Source organism: Nocardia sp. NPDC006982 (assembly GCF_042869435.1).
In the GTDB taxonomy this organism is placed as follows: domain Bacteria; phylum Actinomycetota; class Actinomycetes; order Mycobacteriales; family Mycobacteriaceae; genus Nocardia.
The window spans coordinates 40,423-66,163 of record NZ_JBIAFV010000025.1 but is presented as its reverse complement, the minus strand read 5'-3'; the positions used below and the strand labels follow the sequence as shown (position 1 = coordinate 66,163).

The 25,741-nt window shown below is 64.9% G+C and carries 25 protein-coding genes and 1 pseudogene; 11 read left to right on the top strand and 15 right to left on the bottom strand.

The window, feature by feature from the left end:
- Window positions 1-142 precede the first annotated feature (142 nt).
- The 3 genes from ACFYOW_RS44915 (at window position 143) to ACFYOW_RS44905 (ending at window position 3,013) form a co-directional block, all read left to right on the top strand.
- Window positions 143-496: a hypothetical protein gene (locus tag ACFYOW_RS44915; protein ID WP_387297469.1), complete on the top strand. Its 354-nt coding sequence runs from the start codon at window positions 143-145 to the stop codon at window positions 494-496.
- A gap of 207 nt (window positions 497-703) precedes the next feature.
- Window positions 704-1,726: a 2Fe-2S iron-sulfur cluster-binding protein gene (locus tag ACFYOW_RS44910; RefSeq protein WP_387297467.1), complete on the top strand. Its 1,023-nt coding sequence runs from the start codon at window positions 704-706 to the stop codon at window positions 1,724-1,726.
- A 63-nt stretch (window positions 1,727-1,789) separates the two neighbouring features.
- On the top strand, window positions 1,790-3,013 hold the full coding sequence (locus ACFYOW_RS44905) for a DegT/DnrJ/EryC1/StrS family aminotransferase (protein ID WP_387297465.1): 1,224 nt from the start codon (window positions 1,790-1,792) through the stop codon (window positions 3,011-3,013).
- Window positions 3,014-3,699: 686 nt separating this feature from the next.
- Here ACFYOW_RS44905 and ACFYOW_RS44900 read toward each other — a convergent pair.
- Window positions 3,700-4,206 carry a flavin reductase family protein gene (locus ACFYOW_RS44900; protein ID WP_387297463.1) on the bottom strand — a complete coding sequence of 169 codons (507 nt, stop codon included), beginning with the start codon at window positions 4,204-4,206 and terminating at the stop codon, window positions 3,700-3,702.
- The gene (locus ACFYOW_RS44895; RefSeq protein WP_387297461.1) at window positions 4,203-5,777 is read right to left on the bottom strand and encodes an FAD-binding protein; all 1,575 of its coding nucleotides are present in this window, start codon (window positions 5,775-5,777) and stop codon (window positions 4,203-4,205) included. The genes ACFYOW_RS44900 and ACFYOW_RS44895 overlap by 4 nt, the downstream gene beginning before the upstream one ends.
- Window positions 5,778-5,989: 212 nt before the next feature.
- On the opposite strand from ACFYOW_RS44895, the gene ACFYOW_RS44890 reads away from it, so the two are divergent.
- The 8 genes from ACFYOW_RS44890 (at window position 5,990) to ACFYOW_RS44855 (ending at window position 14,227) form a co-directional block, all read left to right on the top strand.
- Window positions 5,990-6,259, top strand: coding sequence for a ferredoxin (locus ACFYOW_RS44890; protein WP_387297495.1), 270 nt, complete (start codon window positions 5,990-5,992; stop codon window positions 6,257-6,259).
- Window positions 6,260-6,657: 398 nt separating this feature from the next.
- Entirely contained in the window at window positions 6,658-7,467 is an 810-nt protein-coding gene (locus ACFYOW_RS44885) for an IclR family transcriptional regulator (RefSeq protein ID WP_387297459.1), read from the top strand.
- 108 nt (window positions 7,468-7,575) lie between these two features.
- Window positions 7,576-8,451, top strand: a complete 876-nt coding sequence (locus ACFYOW_RS44880) for an alpha/beta fold hydrolase (RefSeq protein WP_387297457.1) — start codon at window positions 7,576-7,578, stop codon at window positions 8,449-8,451.
- Between the two features lie 60 nt (window positions 8,452-8,511).
- Window positions 8,512-9,123 carry a TetR family transcriptional regulator gene (locus ACFYOW_RS44875; protein ID WP_387297455.1) on the top strand — a complete coding sequence of 204 codons (612 nt, stop codon included), beginning with the start codon at window positions 8,512-8,514 and terminating at the stop codon, window positions 9,121-9,123.
- Between the two features lie 125 nt (window positions 9,124-9,248).
- A complete protein-coding gene (locus ACFYOW_RS44870) occupies window positions 9,249-10,433 on the top strand; it encodes an acyl-CoA dehydrogenase family protein (protein ID WP_387297453.1) in 1,185 nt (394 codons plus the stop codon).
- A gap of 37 nt (window positions 10,434-10,470) precedes the next feature.
- The gene (locus ACFYOW_RS44865; RefSeq protein ID WP_387297451.1) at window positions 10,471-11,349 is read left to right on the top strand and encodes a VOC family protein; all 879 of its coding nucleotides are present in this window, start codon (window positions 10,471-10,473) and stop codon (window positions 11,347-11,349) included.
- Between the two features lie 98 nt (window positions 11,350-11,447).
- Window positions 11,448-12,926 (top strand): FAD-dependent oxidoreductase, encoded by a 1,479-nt coding sequence (locus ACFYOW_RS44860; RefSeq protein WP_387297449.1) that lies wholly within the window; start codon window positions 11,448-11,450, stop codon window positions 12,924-12,926.
- A 464-nt stretch (window positions 12,927-13,390) separates the two neighbouring features.
- A complete protein-coding gene (locus ACFYOW_RS44855; protein ID WP_387297447.1) occupies window positions 13,391-14,227 on the top strand; it encodes a nitroreductase in 837 nt (278 codons plus the stop codon).
- Window positions 14,228-14,448: 221 nt separating this feature from the next.
- On the opposite strand, the gene ACFYOW_RS44850 is transcribed toward ACFYOW_RS44855, so the two are convergent.
- The 13 genes and pseudogenes from ACFYOW_RS44850 to ACFYOW_RS44790 all read right to left on the bottom strand — a co-directional run bounded on the left by ACFYOW_RS44850 (window position 14,449) and on the right by ACFYOW_RS44790 (window position 25,741).
- Window positions 14,449-16,152: an FAD-binding protein gene (locus ACFYOW_RS44850; RefSeq protein WP_387297446.1), complete on the bottom strand. Its 1,704-nt coding sequence runs from the start codon at window positions 16,150-16,152 to the stop codon at window positions 14,449-14,451.
- A gap of 160 nt (window positions 16,153-16,312) precedes the next feature.
- Window positions 16,313-16,693: pseudogene (locus tag ACFYOW_RS44845) on the bottom strand (enoyl-CoA hydratase/isomerase family protein); the annotation flags it as partial.
- Entirely contained in the window at window positions 16,630-16,830 is a 201-nt protein-coding gene (locus ACFYOW_RS44840; RefSeq protein ID WP_387297444.1) for a hypothetical protein, read from the bottom strand. The gene ACFYOW_RS44840 and the pseudogene ACFYOW_RS44845, both read right to left, overlap by 64 nt.
- Window positions 16,827-18,110: a CoA transferase gene (locus ACFYOW_RS44835; protein ID WP_387297442.1), complete on the bottom strand. Its 1,284-nt coding sequence runs from the start codon at window positions 18,108-18,110 to the stop codon at window positions 16,827-16,829. The genes ACFYOW_RS44840 and ACFYOW_RS44835 overlap by 4 nt, the downstream gene beginning before the upstream one ends.
- Before the next feature lie 134 nt (window positions 18,111-18,244).
- On the bottom strand, window positions 18,245-18,994 hold the full coding sequence (locus ACFYOW_RS44830) for an enoyl-CoA hydratase-related protein (RefSeq protein ID WP_387297440.1): 750 nt from the start codon (window positions 18,992-18,994) through the stop codon (window positions 18,245-18,247).
- Between the two features lie 73 nt (window positions 18,995-19,067).
- Window positions 19,068-20,201 (bottom strand): NAD(P)H-dependent flavin oxidoreductase, encoded by a 1,134-nt coding sequence (locus ACFYOW_RS44825; protein WP_387297438.1) that lies wholly within the window; start codon window positions 20,199-20,201, stop codon window positions 19,068-19,070.
- Window positions 20,202-20,215: 14 nt separating this feature from the next.
- Entirely contained in the window at window positions 20,216-20,512 is a 297-nt protein-coding gene (locus ACFYOW_RS44820) for a hypothetical protein (RefSeq protein ID WP_387297436.1), read from the bottom strand.
- A gap of 15 nt (window positions 20,513-20,527) precedes the next feature.
- On the bottom strand, window positions 20,528-21,661 hold the full coding sequence (locus ACFYOW_RS44815; RefSeq protein ID WP_387297434.1) for a MaoC family dehydratase N-terminal domain-containing protein: 1,134 nt from the start codon (window positions 21,659-21,661) through the stop codon (window positions 20,528-20,530).
- The gene (fdxA, locus tag ACFYOW_RS44810) at window positions 21,661-22,008 is read right to left on the bottom strand and encodes a ferredoxin (RefSeq protein WP_387297432.1); all 348 of its coding nucleotides are present in this window, start codon (window positions 22,006-22,008) and stop codon (window positions 21,661-21,663) included. Before fdxA ends, ACFYOW_RS44815 begins: the two co-directional genes overlap by 1 nt.
- A 2-nt stretch (window positions 22,009-22,010) precedes the next feature.
- On the bottom strand, window positions 22,011-23,375 hold the full coding sequence (locus tag ACFYOW_RS44805; RefSeq protein ID WP_387297430.1) for an FAD-dependent oxidoreductase: 1,365 nt from the start codon (window positions 23,373-23,375) through the stop codon (window positions 22,011-22,013).
- Between the two features lie 4 nt (window positions 23,376-23,379).
- The gene (locus ACFYOW_RS44800) at window positions 23,380-24,597 is read right to left on the bottom strand and encodes a cytochrome P450 (protein WP_387297428.1); all 1,218 of its coding nucleotides are present in this window, start codon (window positions 24,595-24,597) and stop codon (window positions 23,380-23,382) included.
- 14 nt (window positions 24,598-24,611) lie between these two features.
- Window positions 24,612-24,842 carry a ferredoxin gene (locus ACFYOW_RS44795; RefSeq protein ID WP_387297426.1) on the bottom strand — a complete coding sequence of 77 codons (231 nt, stop codon included), beginning with the start codon at window positions 24,840-24,842 and terminating at the stop codon, window positions 24,612-24,614.
- The gene (locus tag ACFYOW_RS44790; RefSeq protein ID WP_387297424.1) at window positions 24,839-25,741 is read right to left on the bottom strand and encodes an SDR family NAD(P)-dependent oxidoreductase; all 903 of its coding nucleotides are present in this window, start codon (window positions 25,739-25,741) and stop codon (window positions 24,839-24,841) included. The genes ACFYOW_RS44795 and ACFYOW_RS44790 overlap by 4 nt, the downstream gene beginning before the upstream one ends.

The window sequence follows — 25,741 nt, the reverse complement described above, 5'->3', positions numbered from 1 at the left end:
GCCGCGAGCGATCACTGCGCGGCACCCACCCGTCGCCAGGTCCGGCCGTGCGCCACGAATCGGGAACTCAGCCGCAACCCCGTGTTCAAATGTGGAATGAAACGTTTCATTCACCATGGCGGGTTGCCATGACACCTCGACCGTGCGCGCGAGAGCACCACAGGCGACCGTACTGCTGATCCAGTATCTGCCCGCCCTGGCGGCTGACGCCGCAACTTGTCCGGCTTTGCCGATGCGACCCGCCCAGGCCGTCGCCGCGCGGCACATCTACGACGGACTCATCACAGCCACGCGGCAGGCCGCGCAGGCGACCGGTACGGAGACGATCTCCTCGCCCAACGCCGACAGCCACGGCGCGTGCGCAGCCGAGCCGTGGGTGACCGGCCTGGTCAATCCACTAACCCCTACCGGTTCCGCCGCGGCAGGGAGTATCCATCCGAACCAGTGGGGCACGACTCAGGTCGCGCAGCTGATCATCGCACGAATCCGCGACTGATCGGAGCCGCGCCGGTCACCGCTACGGCGCCCCTGGGACCGCACAGGCGGCAGTGGCGCAAGCCGGCGAGATGGCGCACTTTTTCAGTCAGTGAAATCCCAGGCCACTTCGTTGGGTCGGGCTGAGCACAATCGGCTGGGACAGACCTTGCCGCCCGCCTCGGGCGTTTCGGCCCGCCGGATCGGCGGAAGAACATAGGAAGCAGGCATGCTGGATCCCGTTGTGCACAAGATGCGCGTGATCGACGTCGTCGCGGAGACCGCCGACAGTCGCTCGCTGGTCTTCGAAGTTCCCGACGAATTCCGGTATACGCCTGGCCAGTTCCTCACCTTGCGCATTCCCGCCGCAGGCGGAGCAATCGCACGATGCTATTCGCTGGCCTCCTCACCACACACGGGCGAGGCGCCGAAGGTGACCGTGAAAAGGGTCTCCGGCGGGCTCGCATCGAACTGGATATGCGACCACATCGCCCCCGGCGATGTCATCGAAACCCTGCTTCCCGCAGGTGTTTTCACACCCAAGGCGCTGTCCTCGGACTTGTTGTTCTTCGCCGGGGGCAGCGGCATCACGCCCGTGATGTCGATCATCAAATCCGCGCTGCATGCGGGAACCGGCCATATCGCATTGGTTTACGCCAATTCCGATGATCGGTCGGTGATCTTCGCAGAGGAACTCGCGCTTCTTGCGCGTACTCATCCGGTTCGGCTCGTCGTGATCCATTGGCTGGTCAGCGTGCAGGGTCTCCCCGAGGTGGCGCAGTTGCGAGAGATCGTGCGCCCGTTCACCTCCCGCGAGGCCTATCTGTGCGGCCCAGAGCCTTATATGGCGGCTGCTTCGGATGCCTTGCGACTGCTGGATTTCCCACGGGAGCGGATTCACATCGAGAAGTTCGTGTCTCTCGAGCGCGACCCTTTCCGGTCCCCCGCAGCCGACCAACCGGATTCGAACCTCGACGATGCCGCACGCGTGGAGGTCGATCTGGACGGGGAACTCACCACTCACGCCTGGCCGCGCGGCCGACCGCTGTTAGACGTGCTGCTCAACGCTGGCATGGCCGCACCCTACTCCTGCCGCGAAGGCGCCTGCAGCGCTTGCGCATGTCGTGTACTCGACGGCGAGGTGAAGATGCTGCGCAACGAAATTCTCGAAGAAGAAGACCTCACGGCGGGCTACGTCCTCGCCTGCCAAGCCGTTCCGGTGAGCGACGCCGTGAAGATCACCTATTCGTAAACCAATTCCGACACCGAGACCTATTCCACCCCAACAGTTTCCAGAAAAAACGAGGAGAATACAGTGACCCGGGTCATCTACGCGCGCAGCGTGCACGACGAGGCCGAGATCAATGCCTGTCTCGAGGTATTGCGTGGCGGGCCTTACGCCATGAAGATCGGCAAGAATGTCGCCGAGATGGAGCAGCGCGTCGCCGAGCTCTACGGCAAGAAGCTCGGCCTGATGTGCAATTCCGGCTCGTCCGCGCTGTACCTCGCGCTGGAACTGCTCGACCTGCCGAAGGGCGCGGAGGTCATCACCTCTCCCCTGACGTTCTCCACCGACGTATCGCCCATCGTGCGCGGTGGCTGGATTCCGGTCTTTGTCGACGTGGAGCCCGACACCTACAACGTCGACACATCCAAGATCGAAGAACTGATCACCGAGAAGACCAAGGCGATCCTCGTCCCGAACCTGGCCGGAAACGCACCGGACTGGGACGCCATCCGTGCCATCGCCGATCGGCACGGCCTGAAGGTGATCGAGGATTCCTGCGATTGCATCGGAACCACATTGCGCGGCACGAAGACCGGCAGCCGCAGCGACATTACCGTCACCAGTTTCGCGATGGCGCACATCATCACGTGCGCCGGCAACGGTGGCATGGTGTGCGTGGATGACGAGAAGCTCCGCGACAAGGGTCTCATGCTGCGCCGCTGGGGTCGCCGCTCCGAGCCACACCTGTTCGGTTCGCAGGCTGCCCGCACCGGCCGCGTGTTCCGCGAGGATCTCGACGGCGTCGCCTACGACAACGACTTCATCTTCGATGTCCTGCCCTGGAACTTCGAGCCCTCCGAACTCGGCGCGGCTTTCGGTCTCGTGCAGTTGTCGAAGCTGGACAAGAACTATGCCCGCCGCGCGGAGATCTTCGAGGCATTCACCGCCGCGTTCGGCAGCTACCCGACGTTGTTCCGGCTTCCCAAGCAACTCCCGGAGTTCCATACTGCCTGGCTGTGCTATCCGGTCACCATTCGTGAAGAGGCCGGTTTCGTGCGATCGGACCTGCAGGAGCATCTTGAAGGGGCCGGCATCGACACCCGGACCGTCTGGAGCGGCAACGTAACTCGCCATCCGATGATGCGCAACGTCGAGTACCGCATCCCCGAGGGTGGCCTGCCCAATGCCGACGAGGTATTCGAGCGCGGCATGTCGCTCGGTATGAGCCACGGCCTCAGTGACGAGGAAATCAACCACGTGGTCAAGAGCATTCACGAGTTCGGGGCACGCTACGCCTCGGCCTCCGAGTAACGGCCCACCAGAGAATTACTGCCCCGGAACTTCGCCACATCACCCCGGGGCAGCTCTCTGCAGGCGGGTGCCGCAGCGCATTGACGTGCGACTCGGCAGCCATCGAAGGTGTGAACAACGCTGCCGACAGCATCGCGCCGAGCACGCCCGCTCTCCGCACCGGTCGCAGGCGTTGCGCCGGATACCTGCCCGGGATCTCGATCGCCGGAACCATGGTGGCCGCCCTTATTCACCTGCCGGCCGAACTCATGGACAACGCGACCGCGCTCTCCCTGCGGGCACCCAGGTTGAGGTCAGCGCGGCGTGGCAGGGCGCGGTGACGTCGTGGAAATCCGCGATCGGGGTATCGGCATGACATCGACGGTGTTCGCCGAACACAACGAGATGCTACGTGCCGCACCCGATTTCAGGTTGGAGAAACTGACCGGCGATTCCCGTATGCCGTCACGTAGCTTGCTGCACGGCAGGGTATCTCGGCACGTCTCAGCGAATCCGACTTCGGCGGGGTGCGAGCCATTGCGCTTCCCCGCGAACCGGTCGCCGAAGCCGCGGCCAGCTCGAATGAGTGCATACCCAGCGGTGAATACCCAGTCGCGTGCTCCGCGCTGGACCGGCTCCTGAGAACGTATACGAGACATCGGGGTTGCGCGGTCTGCGAGTCGCACGACCCCGATGCTGCCAGTTCCTCATGTTTCCTGCTCGATGGCGGCGAAAGCGGAGCGATAGAACAGCAGCGGCGACATGTCGCTGTGCTGGGCGACCCCGGTGACACGTGCGATGACAACAGTGTGATCGCCACCGTCCACCTCACGCTCCAACGAGCAGTCCAGGGAGGCGATCGCGCCGGCCAGCAAAGGTGAGCCGTTCAGCGAAGCGGCCCAGTCGATTCCGGCGAACTTTTCCGAGCCGCTGCGACCGAACTGACGACAGAGCGCTTCCTGATCGGCAGCAAGGATATTCACGCAGAAATCGGTGGCCGCGCGGATACGCGGCCATGTGGTCGAGGTGCGAGCCGGGCACAGCATCACATATGGCGGATCGAGAGACAGGGAGGCGAACGACTGGCAGGTGAAACCGACGGGCTCACCATCATGGTGAGCCGTGACAACGGTCACGCCGGTGCAGAAGCGGGCGAGGACGGCTTTCAAATCCGTGACCGCGAGTGCACTACCGTCCTGCGAAACCATGGTCATACGTCCTCCTCCGCCATGTCCAAGGCAGCGAGATGGCCGAAAACCATTGACGCGCCGATCGGATTACCGCCGCCGGGGTAGACGGTGCCGCTGACGGCGGCCATCGAATTGCCGGCGGCATAGAGGCCGGGAATCACGACGTCGCTGGTGTCGAGGACCCGGGCACGGGCATCGGTACGCAGTCCTCCTTTCGTGCCGAGGTCGGACAATCCGAAGGCGGCGGCGCGGAAGGGTGGTTTCACGATGGGCGCCAAGGGATTCGGACTACCCGGCACCGAGCGGTCGAACGGTTCGTCGCCACGGCCGAAATCCTCGTCCACACCGGTGGCGGCGAGAGCATTGAAACGCTCAACGGTTTCGGTGAGCGCAGCGGCCGGAACGCCGATACGCTCCGCCAGGGCATCCAAGGAGTCCGCGGTGTGCCAGAGTCCGGCGTCGATGTAGCTGCGGTGATCGGCGAGCGGAACCCCGGCGAACAGCACCGGCGGCAGCTCCCCTGCTCGGCTGTCATAGATCAGCCAGTACGGCAGAGTGATTCGACCTGCTTCCAGCTCACCGAGCACACTCCGGCCGGATCGGTCATAGGGCGCGGATTCGTTGGTGAACCGCTTGCCCTCGCTATTCACGAGAATGCCGCCGGTGAACCACAGCGAAAACGTCGAGCTGCCATCGGGATGCGTCAGCCCAGGTGCCCACCACGCCTCCGACATCAGGTCGACATCTGCCCCCACCGCCATCGCGGCTTCTGTCGCCGCACCACGGTTTCCGGGCGGCGACATGGAATCGCGCTCCGATCCCGGCACCCCGTGTGCCTTGCGCATAGCCGCATTTCGTTCGAATCCACCAGCTGCGACCAGCACGCCGCGCCGCGCCCGGATTCGCTGCAGGCCGTCACGGGTGGTGACCACCGCGCCCACCACCCGGCCACCGAGCCGGATCAGCTCCTTGCAGGAGACATTGGTGCGCAGCTCCGCGTCCGGAAACTTGCTCAGCGCCATCAGGAGTCGGCCGATCAGGGCCTGGCCGCCGCCGAGTTCCGCCGGCAGTTCCTGATCGCCACGGTCGGTCCCCAGCGGCGGGCGCAGCAGCGCGCGATGCTCGCCCAGCCGCTCCGCGGGCAATGGAACAGGCACGATGTGTCGGCCGTCCGGTCGGGCATGGGGGGCCTTGCCGAAGTAGTCGGGCCAGGGCAGCACCTGGAACTGGAGTGCGGGATCGGATTCGAGGTATTCGACGAGTGGCGCACCGCCGGTCACGAACGCCTCCTGCAGTTCGGCGGGTGTGCGGTCGCCTACCACGGACCGGAAGTAGGCCAGTGCGTCCTGCATCGAGTCGTCGTCACCCGCGCGCCGCAGCACCGGATTGCACGGAAACCACATACCGCCACCGGAATAGGCGGTAGTGCCGCCGAACTTGCCAGTGGCCTCGACCAGCTGCACCCGCAGGCCTTCCCGCGCGGCGGTATACGCGCCGGTCAGTGCGCCGCCGCCGGAACCTACCACCAGAACGTCGCAGTCGCTGTCCCACCCCACCGCAGTGTCCACCCAGTCCATCGTGACCCTCTCGCTCATGATTGCGCCGATGGTAGGCAGGCCTGGACGCTGCGCCCCGGCGGCTATTCCAGTCAGCGAAACCGTCGCCTCGAGCGTGTCGCACGCACGGCGGCAGCGGCGTTTCGCTCAGCGGAATCGTGCCCCACAAACCCGTCGTAGCCGGTGCTAGAACAGGCACGAGACATGGGGATTCGAGAGATCTTCGAGCAGCGGGAGGACTCCACATCGTGATCATCAGGAACGACGACCGCCTATGTTCGATGCCTATGCGACCGGTGCGCTGCCAGGAATGCGGAGCGCACGTATTGGTGCGCAAGAGCAGCTGGCAGCAGACCAGCGTCCAGTGGGACGAGGATGCCCTCTCCTCCTGTCATGAACGCCTCGGTTTCCCGGCTTCGCCCGCCGAACCGGTATTCCGCGATTGCCCGCGGCTGCGCGAATCCATTCGTTGCGCAGTCGAATCCGGTGAACTGCCGGTGCTCGAACCCTCTTCGAGGTGACCGGCCGCGAGTCCGCCTTCCTACCGTGCGCACAGGGCGGACCCGCATCCCGCGCTGCGAATCGGTCTTCGAACTTCCGAATCCAGCGCAGCGCCGCCGCTCTGTCCCGCCTGGAGCGATGGCGCGGCTCGGCCGAGACCCCGATACCCTCGGCGAGCCGACCGCGTCCGCCTATGGTGGCGGTCGCGGAAACATCGGCCCCACCGTCGCCGTCGACGGTGGGGCCGATGTGCATTCACCTGCCGTCCGGTACCGCGACCAGGGTCTCTCCCAGACTTCCGTAACCCCTGTCCACTCAGTGGAACACCAGGCGGTCGCCGAGCTTCTCTGCCTTCCTACATTCGCTGGTTACTGCTAGCTTGAAATTAGAATTGATTTCATTTTTGGAGGTGGGTGGCATGACCTCAGCGTTGAGTAGAACCGCCGAATACGTGATCACACAGCCTGGGCCTCCCCCGTCGATGGCCGAGCGAATCACCGTCATCATGGATGTCTTCGAGCGTCCAAGTACTGTCCGGACGCTCGAGCAGGTGGCGCTGCGAACGCATCTGCCGCGCTCGACCACGTATCGCATTCTCGAACAACTCGCTCGCCTGCGCTGGCTCGATCGCACCGCTACCGGTTATCGCCTCGGTGAACGATCCTTGGGGCTCGGAGGGCGCGAACCGCGGCAAAGCGGGCTGCGCGCGGCCGCGGCCCCAATCCTCCACGATCTCGCGGTGCGCACGAAACTCGTTGTACACCTTGCCGTCCTAGACGGACCGGAGGTCTATTACCTCGACAAAGTGGCCGGCCCAGCCGCAATCGATGTGCCATCGCGCGTCGGCGGTCGAGCACCCGCGCACTGCACCGCCCTCGGCAAGGCGATGCTGGCACGCTTGACGCCGGAGCGCATAGATGTCCAGTACGCGACCGGAGTCCCCGTATGCACTGCGAGCAGCATCGGCGATATCGGGCGACTGCACGCTGAACTCGGACGCATCCGCAGCGGTAGCGGTGCCGCCCATGAGTTCGGAGAATTCGTTCCCGGGCTCGGCTGCGTCGCGGTCGCGCTGCGCAGCCCTGAAGGCTCGATGGGTGCGATCTCCGTCGCCAGTGACACTCAGTCGGTATTGCAACGCGTGGCCCCACTAGTGGCGCACGCGGCGCGCGCGATCACCGACGAACTAATCCGCACCGCGATCGGGCCAGCGCCAATTCAAGCGTGATACCCACGGATACAACGCTGTTCGCTGTGCGAGACACACCCACATACGAATCCGGTCCGGTCGCCTACGCTGCGGTCCGATCGTTCCCGAGGAGAGGCACCCACGACCATGACCGAAGCAAACTACGAGAACACGTTACGCGAGTTGCACACCGACCAGGGCGTACTGCGCTACCACGAGACCGGCGACGGCCCGCCGTTGCTATTACTGCACGGCTCCGGCCCGGGCGTCACGGGGTGGCGCAACTACCGGGATAATCTTGACGCGCTGTCGCGCCATTTCCGTTGCCTCGTGCTGGAATTCCCTGGTTTCGGCGTAAGCGACCCGACCGACGAACATCCGATGCTCGCCGCTCCCAAGGCGGTCCGACACTTCCTCACCGGCCTTGGGCTCGACCGAGTGGACGTCGTCGGGAATTCGATGGGCGGCATTGTCGCGGCCAACCTCGCGGTCGCGACCCCTGACCTCTTTCGCCGAATAGTCACGATAGGCGGAGTCGGCCGCAACATCTTCAGCCCCGCCCCGGGCGAGGGCATCAACCTACTGATGGACTTCACCGACAATCCATCGCGGGAATCGCTGCTGCGCTGGCTGCATTCGATGGTCTACGACCCAAAGGTCGTGACCGAGGAAATGATCGAGCAGCGCTGGACGCAAGCCACCGATCCGGAGACGCTTGCCGCGGCACGCCGGATGTACAGCCGCAAGGCGATGGAGGCGGCCATGGCCGCAGCCGCGAAATCCGATCAGCCACCGGCTTGGGCGATGCTGCACAAGATCACATCACCGATGCTGATCACCTGGGGTCGAGACGACCGAGTGAGCCCGGTCGACATGGCTTTGCTGCCCATGCGCACGATCCCGAACGTCGAGGTGCACGTGTTTCCCAACTGTGGACACTGGGTGATGATCGAGCAGAAGCATGCGTGGGAGAGCGCCGTGGTGGCCTTCCTGACCCGGCCGGACCGGGATGACACGGCTTGACCGCCGTCGGCACTTATGCTGAAGCAAGGATGATTCGGCAAGCGTTGAGGACAAGGGGTAATGGCGAGAATCGCTGAAGCGCGACCTCCCGCATCACCGGTGTCACGAAATCAGATTGCGCGCCGGGAACGCATGCTCGAGGCCGCCGCAGAATTGGGTGCGACCGCCGAATTCGATCGCGTGCAAATGCTGGACATCGCCAAGCGCGCGGGTGTGGCGATCGGCACGCTGTACCGCTATTTCCCGTCCAAGACGAAATTGTTCGCGGCGCTATTCGAGGACCGGATCAGCCGCTTCACCGCCGAGGAATGGGCCCATAGCGGGACGAATCCGGTGGTCGAGATCGGCGAGAATCTGGTTGCGCTGAACGATGCGCTGCTGCGCGAACCGCGGCTGTGCGGGGCCATGCTGCGCGCCACGGCCGGCCAGTACATGACCGATTCGCCGAGCGAAATACAGTTTCCCTCAACAGAATCCGCGCTCGTACGAGCGATCCTCACCACTCTGGGCGTAGCCACTCCGGACGGGCAGGATCGCGGCGCCATTCGCCTGCTCGTCTACAGCTGGTGGGGTGTACTCGTGTCCTGCCTCAGCCAACACACCCCCGCCGCGCGCGCCGAAGCCGACTTGCGCCAAGCAGCGCAGCTCATCCTTGCCCGCTACGCCGACTGATTCCGCGCGACACGCGAGATTCTGTTCCGATCACCGAAAACCAGGCTCGTGCCCGCCGCCTGTCCGACCTAGCGTCAATGTGTCCCGAGTCCGGGAATTAACTGACTTCAGTTGGAGGTGCGTGCATGTCGCACGAAGTTGTTGGTCGGGTGGAGGAAGTCGCTGCACAGCTCGCCGCGACAGCCGAGGACACCGAGCGGCTGGGCAAACTCTCGGACGAGAGCGTCAAGCTCATCCGGCAGGCGGGCGTGATGCGGCTGTTGCAGCCCACCGACTTCGGCGGCTACGCCGCGCACCCCCGCGACTTCGCCGAAGCGGTCATGGCGGTGGCACAACGCTGCGGCTCGACCGGCTGGGTATGCGGTGTCGGCGGCGTCCATCCCTGGGAAATGGCGCTGATGGACCGCAGGCTGCAGAACGAGGTGTGGGGTGAAAATCCGGATACCTGGATCGCCTCGCCATATGCCGCGCAGGGGATCGCCACCCCGACCGAGGGCGGATACATCCTGAAGGGACGCTGGAACTTCTCGTCCGGCACCGATCACTGCGATTGGATCTTCCTCGGCGCATTGGTGGGTGATGCCGATGGCAAACCCGCCAATCCACGCAAGGCACTGCATGTGGTATTGCCCCGCAAGGACTACACGATCGTGGACGACTCCTGGGACGTCATCGGGCTGTCCGGCACCGGCAGCAAGGACGTCATCGTGGACGGCGCTTTCATCCCCGCCTATCGCACTATTGATTCGGAGCAGGTCGCTGCGGGGGGGATCGCGGCCGAGCGGGCAGGCCGCACCGACACCGTGTACCGGTTGCCCTTCTGGGCGATGTTCCCGCTCGGTATCACTGCTGCGGTCATCGGCATTTCCGAAGGCGCGCTCGCGGCGCATCTGGATTATCAGCGCGATCGCGTTACCGCGATGGGCACCAAGATCAAGGACGACCCCTACGTGCTGTCCGCCATCTCGGAGGCGGCAACAGAGATCGCCGCGTCACGCACCCAACTGCTGGACGGTGTCAGCCGACTCTACGATCTGGCAGACGCGGGCAAACCGATCACCTTCGAAGACCGTTCGATCGTGCGGCGCAACCAAATTCGGTGCGCGTGGCGAGCGGTATCGGCGGTCGACGAAATCTTCGCGCGCTCCGGCGGCAATGCGGTACGGCGGCAGAACGTCATGCAGCGATTCTGGCGCGACGCCCACGTCGGCCTGCAGCACGCCATCCATACTCCCGGCTCCCTCTACCACTCGGCGGCACTCACCTCGATGGGCATCGAGCCGGAAGGCCCGCTGCGCGCGATGATCTGAGCTGGCGCGCGGGTTAACGACGACGAGAAAGGCAGACATGAGCTACATCAGCGCACTCGGTTACGTGCGCGTGCGCGCCACCGACATGAGCGCATGGCGCACCTTCGCTTTCGAGACCATCGGGTTCGCCGAAGGCAACGGCCCCGAGCCCGAGGCTCTCTATCTGCGGATGGATGAGCGGGCCGGGCGCATCGTGGTGCTGCCGGGAGTCGAGGACCGCGTCGAGGCGGTCGGCTGGGAGGTTCGCGACTACCAAGCTCTGGGCCGGGTGCAGTCAGCTGTAGAGAACGCCGGCGTAGCGACGAAACCGCTCTCGCAGGAAGAAGCCGACATACGTCGTGTCGAGGCGGGGATTGCCTTCGAAGCACCCGGCGGCACGCCGGTCGAGGTCTTCTTCGGGCCCGCCCTGGACCACAGTCCGATCGCGACGCCGTACGGAAATCGGTTCGTGACAGGTGAACTCGGCGCTGGCCATGTCGTCGTGCCAGTCAACGACTTGGACGGTGCGCATCGATTTTACGCGGAAACGCTCGGGTTCCTGCCTCGCGGAGCCTTCCGCATATCCGAGACACCGCCGATCCGGTTGCGGTTCATGGGGGTCAACGCCCGCCATCACAGCCTGGCCATCCTTCCATCGGCCAATCTGAAAGCGCCTGCGCTGGTGCACATCATGGTCGAATGCGAGACCCTCGACGAGGTCGGCCGGGCACTCGATCGCGTGCTGAAAGCAGGGTGGCACTTGTCCTCGACACTGGGTCGCCATACCAACGACAAGATGGTCTCGTTCTACGTCCGCACCCCCGGCGGTTGGGACCTCGAGGTCGGCTACAACGGCAAGCTGGTCGATGAAACCTCCTACACCGCAGAGGAAATCACGGCCGACAGCTACTGGGGCCACAAGTGGGATTTCAGCTGACGGGGTCCTTCCTTCGACAATGAGCGGCAGGTCTCCCTCGACGGAACCGAGGGAGATCAGCCGTGGCCCCGTTCCTTCCAGTCAGGAACCGAATGAACATGTCAGACATCCAGAATGTGCGTCCACAGCATGCGAACACCATCTCAGAGTGGGACCTGGCAGCCGACGTCGTTATTGCCGGTTACGGTGTCGCGGGAGTGTGCGCGGCGATCGAGTCGGCCCGTGCGGGCGCCGACACGCTGATCCTGGAACGCACCGGCGGCTGGGGTGGCGCGGCCGCGCTCTCGGGCGGCTTCATCTATCTGGGCGGCGGCACGCCGCTACAGAAAGCGCTCGGGTTCGAGGACACAGCCGAGAACATGGAGGCATTCATGCTCGCCGCGCTCGGACCTGGTGCCGATTCGGCCAAGATCCACGACTATTGCCAGGGGAGTGTGGAACATTTCGAATGGCTTGTCGCGCAAGGTGTTCCGTTCAAAGAAGAATTCTGGGGCGAGCCCGGATGGGAACCACCCGGCGACCACGGCCTGATGTACTCCGGCGGCGAGAACGCCGCGCCCCTCAATACGATCGCCTCGCCCGCGCCCCGCGGACACCTGCCGCAGACGACCGATAAACGCACCGGTGAGCGAGGCGGCGGCTACATGCTGATGAAACCGCTCGCCGACACCGCCGAATCCGTCGGAGTGCGAGCCGAATACGACATCCGGATCGAGCGACTGATCATCGACGACGATGGCCGTACGGTTGGTGTCGTGGCCAAACGCTATGGCCGCCGGCTGACCATTCGCGCTCGCCGCGGAGTCGTGCTGGCTACCGGCAGCTTCGCCTATAACCAGCAGATGGTCGCCACCTTCACGCCGCGATTGATCGGCAGACCCGCCGCTTCGATTGAGCAACACGATGGGATCGGCATCCAGGTCGCCCAGGCACTCGGCGCACAACTGGCCCATATGGACGCCGCCGAAGTCGCGTTCTTCGCCGACCCGCAGGTGCTCGTTCGTGGCATATTGGTCAACAGCCGCGGCCAGCGCTACATCCCTGAGGACACCTACGCGGGCCGCATCGGCCAAGCCACGCTCAACCAGCAGGACAACCAGGCCTACCTCATCATCGACGAGCCGTCCCTCGAAGCCGCCTTCGCCACCGAATCCACCAGCGTGGCCATGCGTCGGCCACCCACTTGGGCAGCCGAGACGGTGGAAGAGCTCGAAGCCGAGATCGGACTTCCCACAGGCGCTTTGAAGACGACCATTGATGTGTACAACCAGCACGCTCGCCAGGGCGCCGACCCGCTGCTCGGCAAGAAGCGGCAGTGGGTCCAACCGATAACCACGCCGCTGGCGGCTTACGACCTCCGCGAATGCACCGGCGGATTCACACTCGGCGGTCTCGCCACCGACCTCGACTCGCGGGTCCTCCACGTCTCCGGTGACCCCATCCCCGGTCTGTTCGCCGCAGGGCGTTGCACCTCCGGCATCTGCGCCGGCGGCTACGCCAGCGGCGCTTCCCTCGGTGATGGAAGCTTCTACGGCCGCCGAGCCGGCCGCGCTGCTGCACGCACGATCGCGGATTGAGCCGTCCTGTACCAATGGCGCTTTCTCGCATTACGCGCTCTTCTGGATCTCGAGCCATGGGTCCAAGGCTTTCGCCCTGGACCCACTGCGTGTTTTAGGGATTCGTGGCAGACGCTTCGGCAACAGCCACCTGATCAGGCGGCGGCGGACGAACCTGTCCGCTCTGCGTTGATGGGTTCGCGGCTCGCGGCTTGCAGAGCGGCGAGGTAGGCGAACACAAACCGTGTGGATACGCGGGCGGAGCGTCGGCCGATTCGAGATCTCCACACCGCACGGAACCTGTCGGTTCCATAACCGTCCAACACCCGCATGGGTAGCGAGTAAAACCACGATCGACATCGAGGGAGAGCACCCGCTCTACCTCCGTTATCACAGCGGCGGCAAGCGCGACTTCAAATCGTTCACACTCGCCCCAGTGTGACTCAATCCCAGACGAAGCCTCCGCGGCGACCGATGGGACGTTGATGGCAGGCATTGACCGCATGGAGACTACCGAAGCCCGCGCGACCGACGACACCGCGAGCCTCAGCCGGCTGCTGACAGATCGGCGAAGTTGCCGGGGATTTCTGCCGGAACCGATTCCCCGCGAGACCATTACACATGTACTCGACCTCGCCCGGCAGTCGCCCTCATGGTGCAATACCCAGCCCTGGCAGGTGCTTATCACTGAAGGCGATGGCACGGAGTGCTTTCGGGCGGCGCTCGCCGGACATGTCGCCTCGGCCGAACTCACTCCGGACTTCTCCTTTCCCTCACAGTATTCCGGTGTCTACCGCGACCGCCGCCGTGAATGTGGCTTCCAGCTCTACGAGAGCGTTGGTGTCGCCAGGGGCGACAGAGCGGCCTCGGCGAAGCAAGCCGCAAAGAACTTCGAACTCTTCAGTGCGCCCCACGCCGCGATTGTCACGACCGAAGCCGAACTCGGTGTTTATGGTGCAGTGGATTGCGGCCTGTATGTCCAGACCTTCCTACTCGCCGCGCAGAGCCTCGGCCTCGGTGCCATCCCACAGGCGGCGCTCGCCGGATACGCCCCCTTCATTCGCGAGCACTTCGGCCTGCCCGAGAACCGGCTGGTCGTTTGCGGTATATCGTTCGGCTGGCCCGATCATGACCATCCGGCGATGGCTTCCGGACCCACCGGGCTACCGTCGAGGAGACTGTCACCTGGGTCGCCGGATAAGTCGGTAGCACCGACCTTGCGGGCGAGAATACCGCCCACGCCACCCAGCGGGCGGCGAAAGCTACAGGAGTGGAGACGATCTCGGCTCCCGAGGCCGAGGGCCAGACGGCCTGCAGTCTGAGCCCGTGGGTGCACGGCCTGATCAATCCTGTCACCTCAGGTCCGGAATCCTCTGCCTCCCTTGCTAGTTCGTACCATCCAAACTTCGCAGGCAGGGCAGAGGTGGCCCGAGAGGTCATCGCCCGAGTCGATCGAGAATAGCGGCCGGACCAATGGCTCTCGCCGATCGATTCCAACAGCACTGAGCCCGGGGAGCATTGCTTCCCCGGGCTGACTGTCTTTCTACGCGCCGATAGCTGCCTGTCGACCATCCGTCGTGGACGAGAACGTGCGCCCGGCGGCGTGCCGGGCCGCGAGATAGGCGAAAACCATGGCGGGTCCGATGGTCGCACCGGCACCTGCGTAGTCATTGCCCATCACCGAGGCAGAGACATTGCCTGCGGCATACAGCCCCTCGATCGCACTGCCGTCGGCTCGCAGTACCCGACCAACTTCATCGCTTACTAAGCCGCCTTTTGTACCCAGGTCCCCGGCCTCGAGTCGGACGGCGTAATAGGGGCCGTCCTCGATCACGTCGAGGACAGGGTTGGGGAGGGTGGGGTCACCGTAGTAATGGTCGTAGACGCTGTCGCCGCGGCCGAAGTCCACGTCGCGTCCAGTTCGGGCCGACTCGTTGAAACGATCGACCGTGGCCCGCAGGTTGCCCGCGGGGACACCGATCTTTTCGGCGAGTTCGTCGAGAGTGTCTGCCTTCGTGACCAATTCGCTCTTGTACCAGGAACGCGGGAACTCCTGGCCCGGGAGGATACCGGCGAACTGGTATCGCTTGCGTGCCTTGGCATCGAAGATCTCGTAGATCGGCACATAGCCGCCTTCGAGCTGGGCATGCACGAAATTCACGTAGGGCGAGGACTCATTGGTGAAGCGCTTGCCGTCATTGTTGACGATTATCATGGGCGGGATGCAGCGTTCCGATACCAACGGGAAGACGCCGCCGCGGGGCAGGGCAATCCCCGGCATCCACCAAGCGTCGTCCATGAGATCGGTTGCGGCACCTAATTTTTCACCAATCCGGTGGCCATCGCCGGTGTTCTCCGGTGCACCCATGCTGAAATCGGGCCGGCCGAGTTCGGGCAGGTGTTCCTCGCGGAGCACCGGATCGTGGTCGAATCCGCCGGTCGCCAGCAGCACGCCGCGGCGTGCACGGACCCTGAGCGGGGTGCCGTCGCGCTCGACCACCGCGCCGACCACTCGGCCGTGCTCGATGATCAATTCGGTGATCGGAGACCGGAGCCACATCGGAATGCCGAGATCCCGCATGGTCAGGCGCAATCGGGCGATCAGTGCCGCACCGAGGGTTTTCATGTGGCGACGTCGGAACACATTTGAGACCACACGCCAGCCCGCTACCGGGATCATCAGCCAGGCACGCCAGGTGCGCTTGAGCATCATGAGGGTGCGCGCCTCGTACCCTGTCATCCACAGGCCCATGGGCGCGGGAACGTCCATCGCGCGCAGTTGCGACTCCTCCTCGCCGAGCAGACGCGCGTCGATCGGCTTGGGCTCAATAGTCCGGCCCATCGGCCGGCCGCCCGGTTCCTCCGGGTGGTAGTCGGAGTAGCCCGGGCACCAGGTGAATGCCATGTGGCGGCTGACTCGTTCCAGCATTTCCATGACCTCGGGGCCACGGTAGGCGTAAGCGTCCAGGCGCGCAGCCGGTACCCGATCCCCAACCACTGCCTGCAGGTACTTGCGTACTTCGGCACGGTCGTCGCCGCGGCCGAGCTTGCGGAGCACAGGATTGTCTGGAATCCACACGCCGCCGCCGGACAATGCGGTGGAGCCGCCGAACCCGTCGGCCTTTTCTACGAGGAGTGCGCTCAATCCGGCATCATGTGCGGCTATCGCGCCAACCATTCCCCCGGCGCCGCTTCCAGCTATGAGAATGTCGACTTCGTGGTCCCAGGTCGACGCATTGGACGTCATGAAATGCCTCCAGCGAAAAGACCGTTCGATGCGGTCTGGATGAAAGTCGGGCCTGCTTCACACGGCCGGACGAATACGTTCAAACGATCTTCGGCCGGGGTTGCCTCTGCGACGAGCCACACTTCCACTCATTGAAATCACACATCTGGCGTAGCAACCGCTATTCGATCGCATCTATCAGTCCCCAGCCGAGTGCGGTATCGACATCCAATGGCTGACCGGTCAATGCCAGAAACATGGTGCGCCACCGACCTATTCGACGTGTGATGCTGACGGTTCCCCCAGCACCTGGAATAAGTCCCATACCGATCTCCGGCCGTCGGAACACTGTGCCACGTGCGGCTGTCACGCGACCGGCGAACGCGGGGAGCTCGATACCTGCACCGATACACGGCCCATGGAGTCTGGCTTCCAGCTTGCGCTCCAGCTGGTACAGCAAGCGTCCGGCCCCCGATGAGGTTCGGAGGAAGTGTGCGGTCACGGACTCGGGTGCGGTGCCGAATTCCGTGAGATCGCCGCCCGCAGAGAAGCATGGACCCGCGCGCCACCGCGCGCCTCGATCACGAGCTCGTCCGGCCCCGGCCGTAAGACCCCGATCTCGTCGACAACGTCATCGATGATCCGGATATCCGTTGTGCGCCCAGCGACCTCGGCGTCGAGGATAACGGTGGACCTCATTTCGGGCCGATCCCGAATTCCGCTAGAACACGAGTTGTATCGACCCCGGAGGCTGGCGCCGTGCCGCGGGGTGAGCGCGCGGGGGGATCGGCCGCCTCCACCGCACGATCGGGTTCGCTCGGGGTTTCGAGCGCGGCGGCGACCTGCTCGCGCATGGCGAGATCGGCCAGCCACCACCCGCCCGACATCCGGCAGGCCAGCGCCACCAACGCCGCATTCACCCCCGTGACCGGGTCTGCGATCGCGTCGCCACATGGCGCTGGAATTCCCGTTTCGGGATCGAAGGCGATGAGTCCCGCAGCGAAGGCCGCGTCATCGCCGAATCCGACCGCGTTCGACCACGGGCCGACGCGGCCGTAGCCGGTGATACTCACCCAGCACTTGTCGGTACCTCGGGACAGGACTTCCTCAGCGTGAATTCCGAGCTGCTCCAACGCCCTCGGTCTGGACGCTTCGATCACGACATCGGCTATATCGATCAGCTGCGCCAGGACCGCACGACCGGCGACCGTAGTGAAATCTATCGCTACCGATTCTTGGCCAGCGTGCAGCAGATCGTAGAACCGCCGCGGTCCACCGCGTGCGCCGTCCAGGCGATGGATGCTCTCCACCTTGATCACCCGAGCGCCGAGCGCGTTCAGCAGATGCCCGCACAGCGGGCCCGCCCACAGCGACGACAGATCGACCACCACGGTCGGTGGCAGAGTCCATTGGTCGGATCGGGACCGACCGGTCAGCTTGAAGGGATGCACCCCTTCGCACTGACCGCGCGCGATCAACTGTTCATCCGGCTTCCCACCCAAGACGGCCACCGGCAGCCCGAGAACCCTTGCGGTTGCCGCTAATTCGACCGCGCTTCGCTGCGCGACCGCGTGGTCGAGTACCGGATCCGGTTCCTCCAACCATGCGGGTAGGAGCTCGATGTCGGAGGACCGAGCTAGATTGACTCCGAGCCAGTCGTCGGCGGCACGCAGAATCCGGAACGATCCTCCTGGGGATCGTGGTGCGTCCCTGTGTAATCCGGCGTAAGCCGCTCGCTCGGAAAGTAGCCGCGCATCGGGGAGTTCGACCTCGCGTCCGCAGACGCGAGCAAGAAGTCGGATGGCCAATAGGGCACCTTCCACAGCGCTCGCGACCTGACCGGGCGCCGCCAGGGGGACGCCATCACGGAGACCCGTGAGTGCCATGAGGCCGGACGCCGCCCACTGCTCCGGCTCACCAGTCGGTTGCGCATCACAGACGACCGCCGCGCCCAACCACGAGAGCATTCCTTCCGGCATGCCAGGCGGCTGCGTCCGATCCGGGCACGGTGACGTGCAAGCCCGCCAACGGGTCCCCGAGTTGCGGGTTCCCCCGCAGACCCTGATGTCCAGAGGTCCTGGCGGGCAGAGTGCGCGCTTCCCCAGCCATGGCGCTAGGCTCCGGTCCAGCGGGGAGCACGACGCTCCAGGAAAGCGGCGACACCCTCCGACTTGTCCGGCGAGGCGAAGGCGGCCGCAACGGCCTCATCAGTAATCCGCCAGGCGACAGCGTCGTCGGCGGAGTTCAATCGCTCTACGGCCCTGAGGCTTTCATGGACCGACACCGGAGCATTCCGACAGATGCGCTGTGCCAGGTTCACCGATTCCTGCTCGGCCGCTCCGTCGACGGTCAGGATATTGACCAGGCCGAGCTGATAGGCGCGCTCAGCGGTGAGCGAATCACCAGTCAGCAGTATTTGTTTCGCGATGTTGAGCGGCAGCGCGCGGCGAGCGCGAAACAATCCGCCACAGCTCGGAACCAACCCTCGTGACAGTTCCGGCAAGCCGAATCGCGCAGATCGGGTAGCGACAATGAGATCGCAGGCCAGCACCAGCTCCATTCCACCGCCCAGGGCGGCACCCTCCACCGCTGCAATCAGCGGTTTCCCCCGTTCGCGGCGAACGACGCCGAGTTCACCTCCACGTTCGGTGGCATCCCCGGGGCCGGTGCGCAGATCGACCCCTGCCGAGAAGACCGGCCCGATTCCGGTCAGCACGGCCACCCGTAGTGCGGGGTCGTCGTCGAGTTCGTTGCAAGCCCGGTCCAGACCAAGTGTCATCTCCGCGTCGATCGCGTTCCGCTTGTGGGGGCGATCCATCCGAATCACCAGAACCTGACCGATTCGTTCGGTCCGCACGGTCATCGCAACCCCTCGCTACTGTGTCGAATGCACCGATCGGTACGTGACGGATTCACCCGCGCCCTCGCGCTACAGATCACTCCCGTTCCAGCTCCTCGAGCTGAAAGCGCATGCGCTGCAGGGTGTCCATATACTCCTCGACCATGTCGAGCACGATCTCGCCCGCGGAACGGACCTTGTTCATGCGGCTGACGATCTGTCCGACCGGACCGCCGACGAGTTCCTCCACCCCGGCCCGCTTGGCCCGGGCGGTTGCGTCGGCGTAGAGGATGTACTGCAGCGGCGCGGGCAAAGCCCCAGGGCTGGACGGGTCATCCCATGCCTCGGTCCAGGGTGTGCGGATCTGCCGATTCGGTTTGCCGGTCTGCGCTTTCGAGCGCACTGTGTCGGTAGATGTCATCTTGAGGATGCGCTCGACGTGCTGCGGCTCGGCCGGCGCCTCCCGGCAGGTCAGCCAGATCGACCCGGTCCAGACGCCCTGTGCGCCCAGGCTCATGGCGGCGGCCATCTGGCGCCCGGAGCCGATACCGCCGGCTGCGAGCACCGGGATGTCACCGGCAGCGTCGACGACGTCGGGCACCAGCACCATGGAACCGATCTCGCCGGTGTGGGCGGCCGCTTCGTAGGACTGGGCGATGATCACATCCAGGCCCAGTTCGACGTTGCGCTCGACGTGATGTGGTTTGCCCACCAGCGCACCGACTTTGGTGCCGCGCTCGTGTGCGCGGTCGACCAGCCAGGCTGGCGGCGGCCCGAGAGCGCTCACGATCAGGCTGCTCGGATGGTTCAGCACGACCTCGATCTGTTCCCCACCGCCTGCTGCGGTGAACCCTTCGGCGGCGAAGTCCTGGTGCTGCCCATCGGTTTCTGGCAGGGGCGCTACGTTGTAGCGGCGCAAAATATCCTCGGCGTAGTCCCGATGCTGCTGCGGGATCATCTGTTTCAGGTGGTCGAGTGTCTGCTCCGAACTGGCCAGTCCGGCCTCGCGGTCGACAGTCTTCACCGGTATCACGACATCCACGCCGTAGGGGTGGCCGCCGGAATTCTCTTCCAGCCAGCGGAGGTCGACGTCGATCTCCTCCGGAGACATGGCGACGACGCCGAGTACGCCCATTCCGCCCGCCCGGGAGACCGCCGCGACCACGTCGCGGCAGTGGCTGAAGGCGAAGATGGGGTATTCGATTCCCAGATCACGGCAGAGTTTGTTCATTCGAATGTCCTTAATCAGTCCGAGGCGGGCAGCGGCTTGGCCACCTTCACTGTGAGCGGAACACCACCGAGGCTCAGCGCGCCGAGTCCGGGCTTGGTGCAGAGCAGTTCGACGGTTCCGTCCTCATCGCAGTAGCGCTTTCCGAGCAGCAGCGGGTCACCGCTGGGCGGCCCGGTCTCCGCAGGCGGGGCGCCGATCACCATCGGGCGACCGCCACACCGGATATCGACATCTCCGGAAGGTGCGCGCACGACGATCACCTCGGCTGAGGACATGGCGCTGTTCAATCGCATGCCTGGTCGCAGTTCCATGATTGATCCTTTCGATCAGTGGTAAACGCCGGGCCGAGATTCAGCGTTCGGCCCGAAGATCAAGCTGTGCGCCGGAACCGCATCGCGCGCGGGAAGTTTCACCGTGGCGAGACCACTGGCTGTCACGACGCCGGCGTGGTTGACGTTCTCGACCTCGACATCGGCGAACAGCTCGTCGCGACCGACCTGATAGGTGCGGCGCACCCGGCCCCGCACCGTATTGGTGTCGCCGATGAGGTTCGGCCGCCGCAACCGAGTCTCGATGCGCACCAGGGTGCCGTGATCGCCGATCCAGTCGGTCACCGCCTGGATGAGCCAGCAGATCCGCTGCGGGCCATAGTCGAATGTCGAAGCCTGTGCCCGCGTTTTGCGCGCGTATTCGGGGTCGGCCCGACCGCCGGCGCCCATATCGATCGTGCCTTCGTCCACTTGCCGGCTACGGCCGATCGTCAATGCTCCATGCGCGAACAGGTAGAGCTCGGTGGTGGTGTAGGTGCCCTTGGGCAGCTCGGGAATGGCCGCGCCTTCGGAAACCGAGTCCCAGAAACGGGGTTCCGCGCCGCGACGGGTGCGTTGCCACACCAGCGGGTCGGGCGCGATGCGCGGGGCCGAGTCGTCGGCTGCGGGCGAAGATTCAACACCTGTACCGGGATTCGGGAAGCGCAGCATATCGTTGCTCAGCTTCGCCACCAGCTCGCCACGCGAATTCCAGTACTCCGTTGTGCCTGTGCAGATCAGGGCTTCTCCGATCTGACGCATGGTGACCCTGCGGATGTCGGTGGGAATCTCGAACGATCGGACCCGATCACCCAGCCGGATCGGTCGGTACCACTCGATAGACGCCCCAAGGTACAGGACCGTGATGTCCTTCATGGAGATGTCCGACTCGGGGATGTGGCCCCAGATCGACGCGTCCGCACCGAAGTCGATCGAGAATATGAAGCCCGGCGCCGCGACGAGTTCGTGAAAGGGCCCCTCGGCGGCATATGCGGGATCTCTGTACAGGGGGTTGTAATCCCCGGCACCTTCGGCGTAGCGCGTGAGCCACTCCTGAGTGACGGTGCGCCAGTCTCGCTTCGGCAGCATGGGCTCGCCGAGGCGCGCCTTGTACGCCTCCTGGAATTCGTCGAGCGTGGTGATCTTCGGCATCAGTTCCCTTCCTTGCGGGGCAACATCGCGATACGCGGGGTGTCCACGCCGATCGGTCCGACCTTGCGGGATCCGCGCGGATTGCCCAGCGGCGCTTGTTTTCCCGGCAGAGCCTCGGTGAAAAACTGGGCGTTGTCGTCGATGAGCCACGTCTCCTCGGTGGGGACGTCGTCGTCGATGTAGATGGCCTCGACGGGGCACTCGGCCTCGCACGCCGCGCAGTCGATGCACTCGGCCGGGTTTATGTAGAGCTTGCGTTCGCCGACGTAAATGCAGTCGACCGGGCACACTTTGGTGCACGACCGGTCCATGACATCCACGCAGGCCTCGCCGATCAGGAATGGCATCGCTACTCCCTTCCATAGTTGGAGACGACTGGTGCGGGTGCCTCGTGGGCGCCCAGCGTGCGCAGGACCGACCAGTCAGTGATCTTGATGCGGTCGCGGCCAGCCTCCGCACCGAGCGCGATCTCCCTGGAGTCGATTGCCCGCCAGCCAGATAGCGGAACGGGCCGACTTCCGTTACGGGCCAGCAGATCATCCAAAGACCGGACCGCGCGGGGGCCGCCGCTGGTCGCCAGATCGTCGAGCAGCGCGGCGATCGTGTCAGCGGAATCGGCCCGGTTGGTTCCGATCACGCCGGACGGACCGCGCTTGAGCCAACCCGCCACGTATTCGCCCGAGCAGGCTCGCCCCTCCTCGTCCACGATCCGCCCGGCATGCTGCCGGACCACGCCGCGCGATCGATCGAAGGGCAGGCCCCCGATCGGCATGCCGTGATAGCCGACCGAACGCAGCACGACGCCGACGGGCAGGGTCTCCGTGCCACCGGTGGCGACGAGCTGACCTGTGTCATCCAGGGCCGTGTGCTCGAGTACCAGCTCCCGTACCGCGTTCTCGCCACGAATCTCAATGGGCCGCCGCCAGAATCGGAAGGTGATGGTGCGTTCACCGGCCGGTAAGCCGGACCATTTCTCGAACAGTGCGAGATTGGCGCGAACCGATCGCTCTGCCACGTTGTCGGATGCGGGCAGTATCTCCTCGGCCGGGACTCGGATACTCACGCCGTCCAGCGTGTCCAGCTCCCGGAGTTCCTTCGTGGTGAAACGGGTGTGCTCGGGACCGCGCCGGGCGATGACCGTCACCTCACGCACCGCGCTGGCACGCAGCGCCGCCAGCACAGGTTCCGGCATGTCCGTATATGAGAGTGCCGCAGCCGGTTTGGTGAGAATTCGGGCAACGTCCAAGGCCACGTTTCCGGCGCCGACGACAGCGATCCGCTCGGCATCCAGAGAAAACGGTTGCGCCGCATCGGGGTGCCCGCTGTACCAGGAGACCAGCTCCCGTGCCGAGTGACTGCCGGGCAGCTCTTCTCCCGGCACGCCGAGCGGACGGTCCGCCGCTAGGCCCGTGGCATACACCACCGCGTCGTAGCAGGCGAGTAGATCGGATCGTCCGATGTCCGAACCCAATTCGACGCCCCCGAGGAACCGCACCAGCGGGTGTTCGAGGATCGTGCTCAATGCCCCTGTGACGGATTTGATCCGGGGGTGATCGGGCGCGACGCCGTAGCGGACCAGGCCGAACGGGGTGCACAACCGGTCGATGAGATCGACCCGCACTGGAATTCGGTCTTGCTGGACCAGCTCGTCCGCCGCGTAGAGACCGGCCGGGCCGGTCCCCACGACGGCGATGCGGAAGAACTCCTCGGTCATCGGGTCACCAGGTGACCGGCAGCAGTTTCATGCCGGCCGTGAGGTATTCGGTCGCGTACTCGGGTTCGCCTGCCAACTGCAGGGCCGGGAATCTGCGGAACAGCGAGCTCAGCGCAACCTGCATCTCCATCCGGGCCAGCGGTGCGCCGATGCAGTGGTGCAGGCCGTGGCTGAAGGTGAGATGCAGGTTCGACTTGCGGGTGACATCGAATGTTCCCGCGTCGGCGAACATAGCCGGATCGTGGTTGGCACAGCCGGGATCGATGAGCACCGCTTCGCCCTTTTTGACGGCCTGCCCATCGATCTCGACGTCCTCGGAGGCAATCCATGGGGGCAAGCCATTGCCGCCCGCAACGGGTTGTCCTACCGCAAAGGTGCCGTGCCGCAACACCTCCTCGACCGTGGTGCCGACGACAGCGTCGATATCCGCCAGCAGCTGCTTCAACTGGTCTGGATTGCGCAGCAGTGCAAGGACGGCGGTGTTGATGAAGTTCGCCGTGTTGTCGAAGCCGCCGACGATGAGGAGCATGGCGATCGGCAGGATCTCGGCGTCGGTGAGGGTTTCGTCGGCGTCCTCGGCGGCGGCGAGCACGCTCAGCAGGTCGTCGTGTGGTTCGGCGCGGCGCGCAGCGATCAGTTCGGCAAGGTACATGTACAGCTCGGCGCCCGCCTGCAGTACCTCTTCCTCGGTCATACCCGAGGTCGCCAGCGTCGACTTGCTCCAAGCGACGAACTTGTCGCGGTCGGAGAGCGGGACGCCGAGCAGCTCGCTGATAACTTGAATCGGCAGTGGCAACGAGAAATCCTCATGCAGATTTGCCGACGCGCCCTTCGCGGCCATCTTGTCGAGCAGGTCCTCGGCAATGAGCAGGGTTCCTTCGCGGAGCTTGTTGACCCGGCGGGCGGTGAAGCCCTTTGCGACCAGCTTGCGCAGCCGGGTGTGGTCCGGCGGATCGGCGAACTGGAAAGTTTGCTTCAAGAAGTCCGGGAATTGCACGAAGTACGGGATCTCCCGCTCGTTGCGGGCGAACGGACCGCGCACGAACACAGGGTTCTCGAGCACCTGCTTGGCGGCGTGGTACCGGTGGATCACCCACACGTCACCGCCGAATGGCATGGTCATCTTGGACATCGGCCGGTCTGCTATCACCTGTTGGATCAGCTCGACGGCCCGATCGGGCGGCACAGCCGGAAACGGGTACACCGCAACGGATTCGGTCATTATTTTCTCCAGATTCAGGGTTCGGATTCGAACTCGGCGCCGGTCTCGTCACGCAGCACGATCGCCGAGACCGGGCACGATTCGAAGGCGTCGACGAGGGCGGGCGAGGCCGACCAATAGGCCGATCGCGCCCGAGACTTGCCGTCGGTGATCTCGAAGACGTCGGGGGCCGAGGCGACGCACATGCGATTGCCTACGCAGAGGTCGCGTTTCACCTCGATGGTCCACACGTCGTCGGTGGTCATGCACCGGTGGCGGGAGTCGGCAGCATCAGCGATGCAGGCTGGAGTTCACCCAACGCGAGGATCGCATCCAAGCGGGCAGCGACTCCCTCCGGCGTGAGCGCGGTGTCGGTGATCCCGGCGGTGTAGCCGAAGGCGATACGGGACACACCGCCTCCCGCGACATTGAGGATTTCGCCGGTGACAGCGCAGCTTTCGTGCGACAGGTATGCCGCGACCGGTGCCACCAGCTCCGGCGGCATGGACTGCTTCATGTACTCGGCGGTACCCGGCGGCAGCGCATCGGCCGCCTCGTCGATCATCCGGGTGCCCGCGCCAGGAGCTATGGCATTGACCTTGATGCCGTGCTCGTGGCCTGCGACGGCGAGGTTGCGGGTGAGGCCGAAGATCGCCCCCTTGGCCGATCCGTAGTGCACCATGTCCGGTACGCCGAGTATGGCGCCGGAGACAGTGTTGACGACCCGCCCCTGACCGGAAGCGATCAGGTGCGGCCACGCCGCCCGCGCTACCAGCAGACTGCCGAAGAAGTGGACGTCCAGGAATGCCTGGTATTCCGCGAGAGTGATGCTCGTCCAAGGTTTCACGGAGTAGATACCCGCGTTGTTGACGACCGCGTCGAGCCGCCCGAAGTTCGCGATCGCGGTGTCGATGATCGACTGTGCGCCTTCCTCCGTGGCGACCGACGCGGACGATACGACGGCCTTGCCACCGGCGGCGCTGATGGCGGCGACCACTTCGGCGGCCGGGTCCTCGGTGAGGGCGCTGCCGTCGATCGCGCCGCCGGTGTCGTTGACGATGACGGCCGCGCCGCGGGCAGCCAGCAGCTCGGCGTGCGCACGGCCGATGCCGCGTCCCGCGCCGGTCACGATGACGACGCGATCGGCGAAGTCCAACTGTGTCAT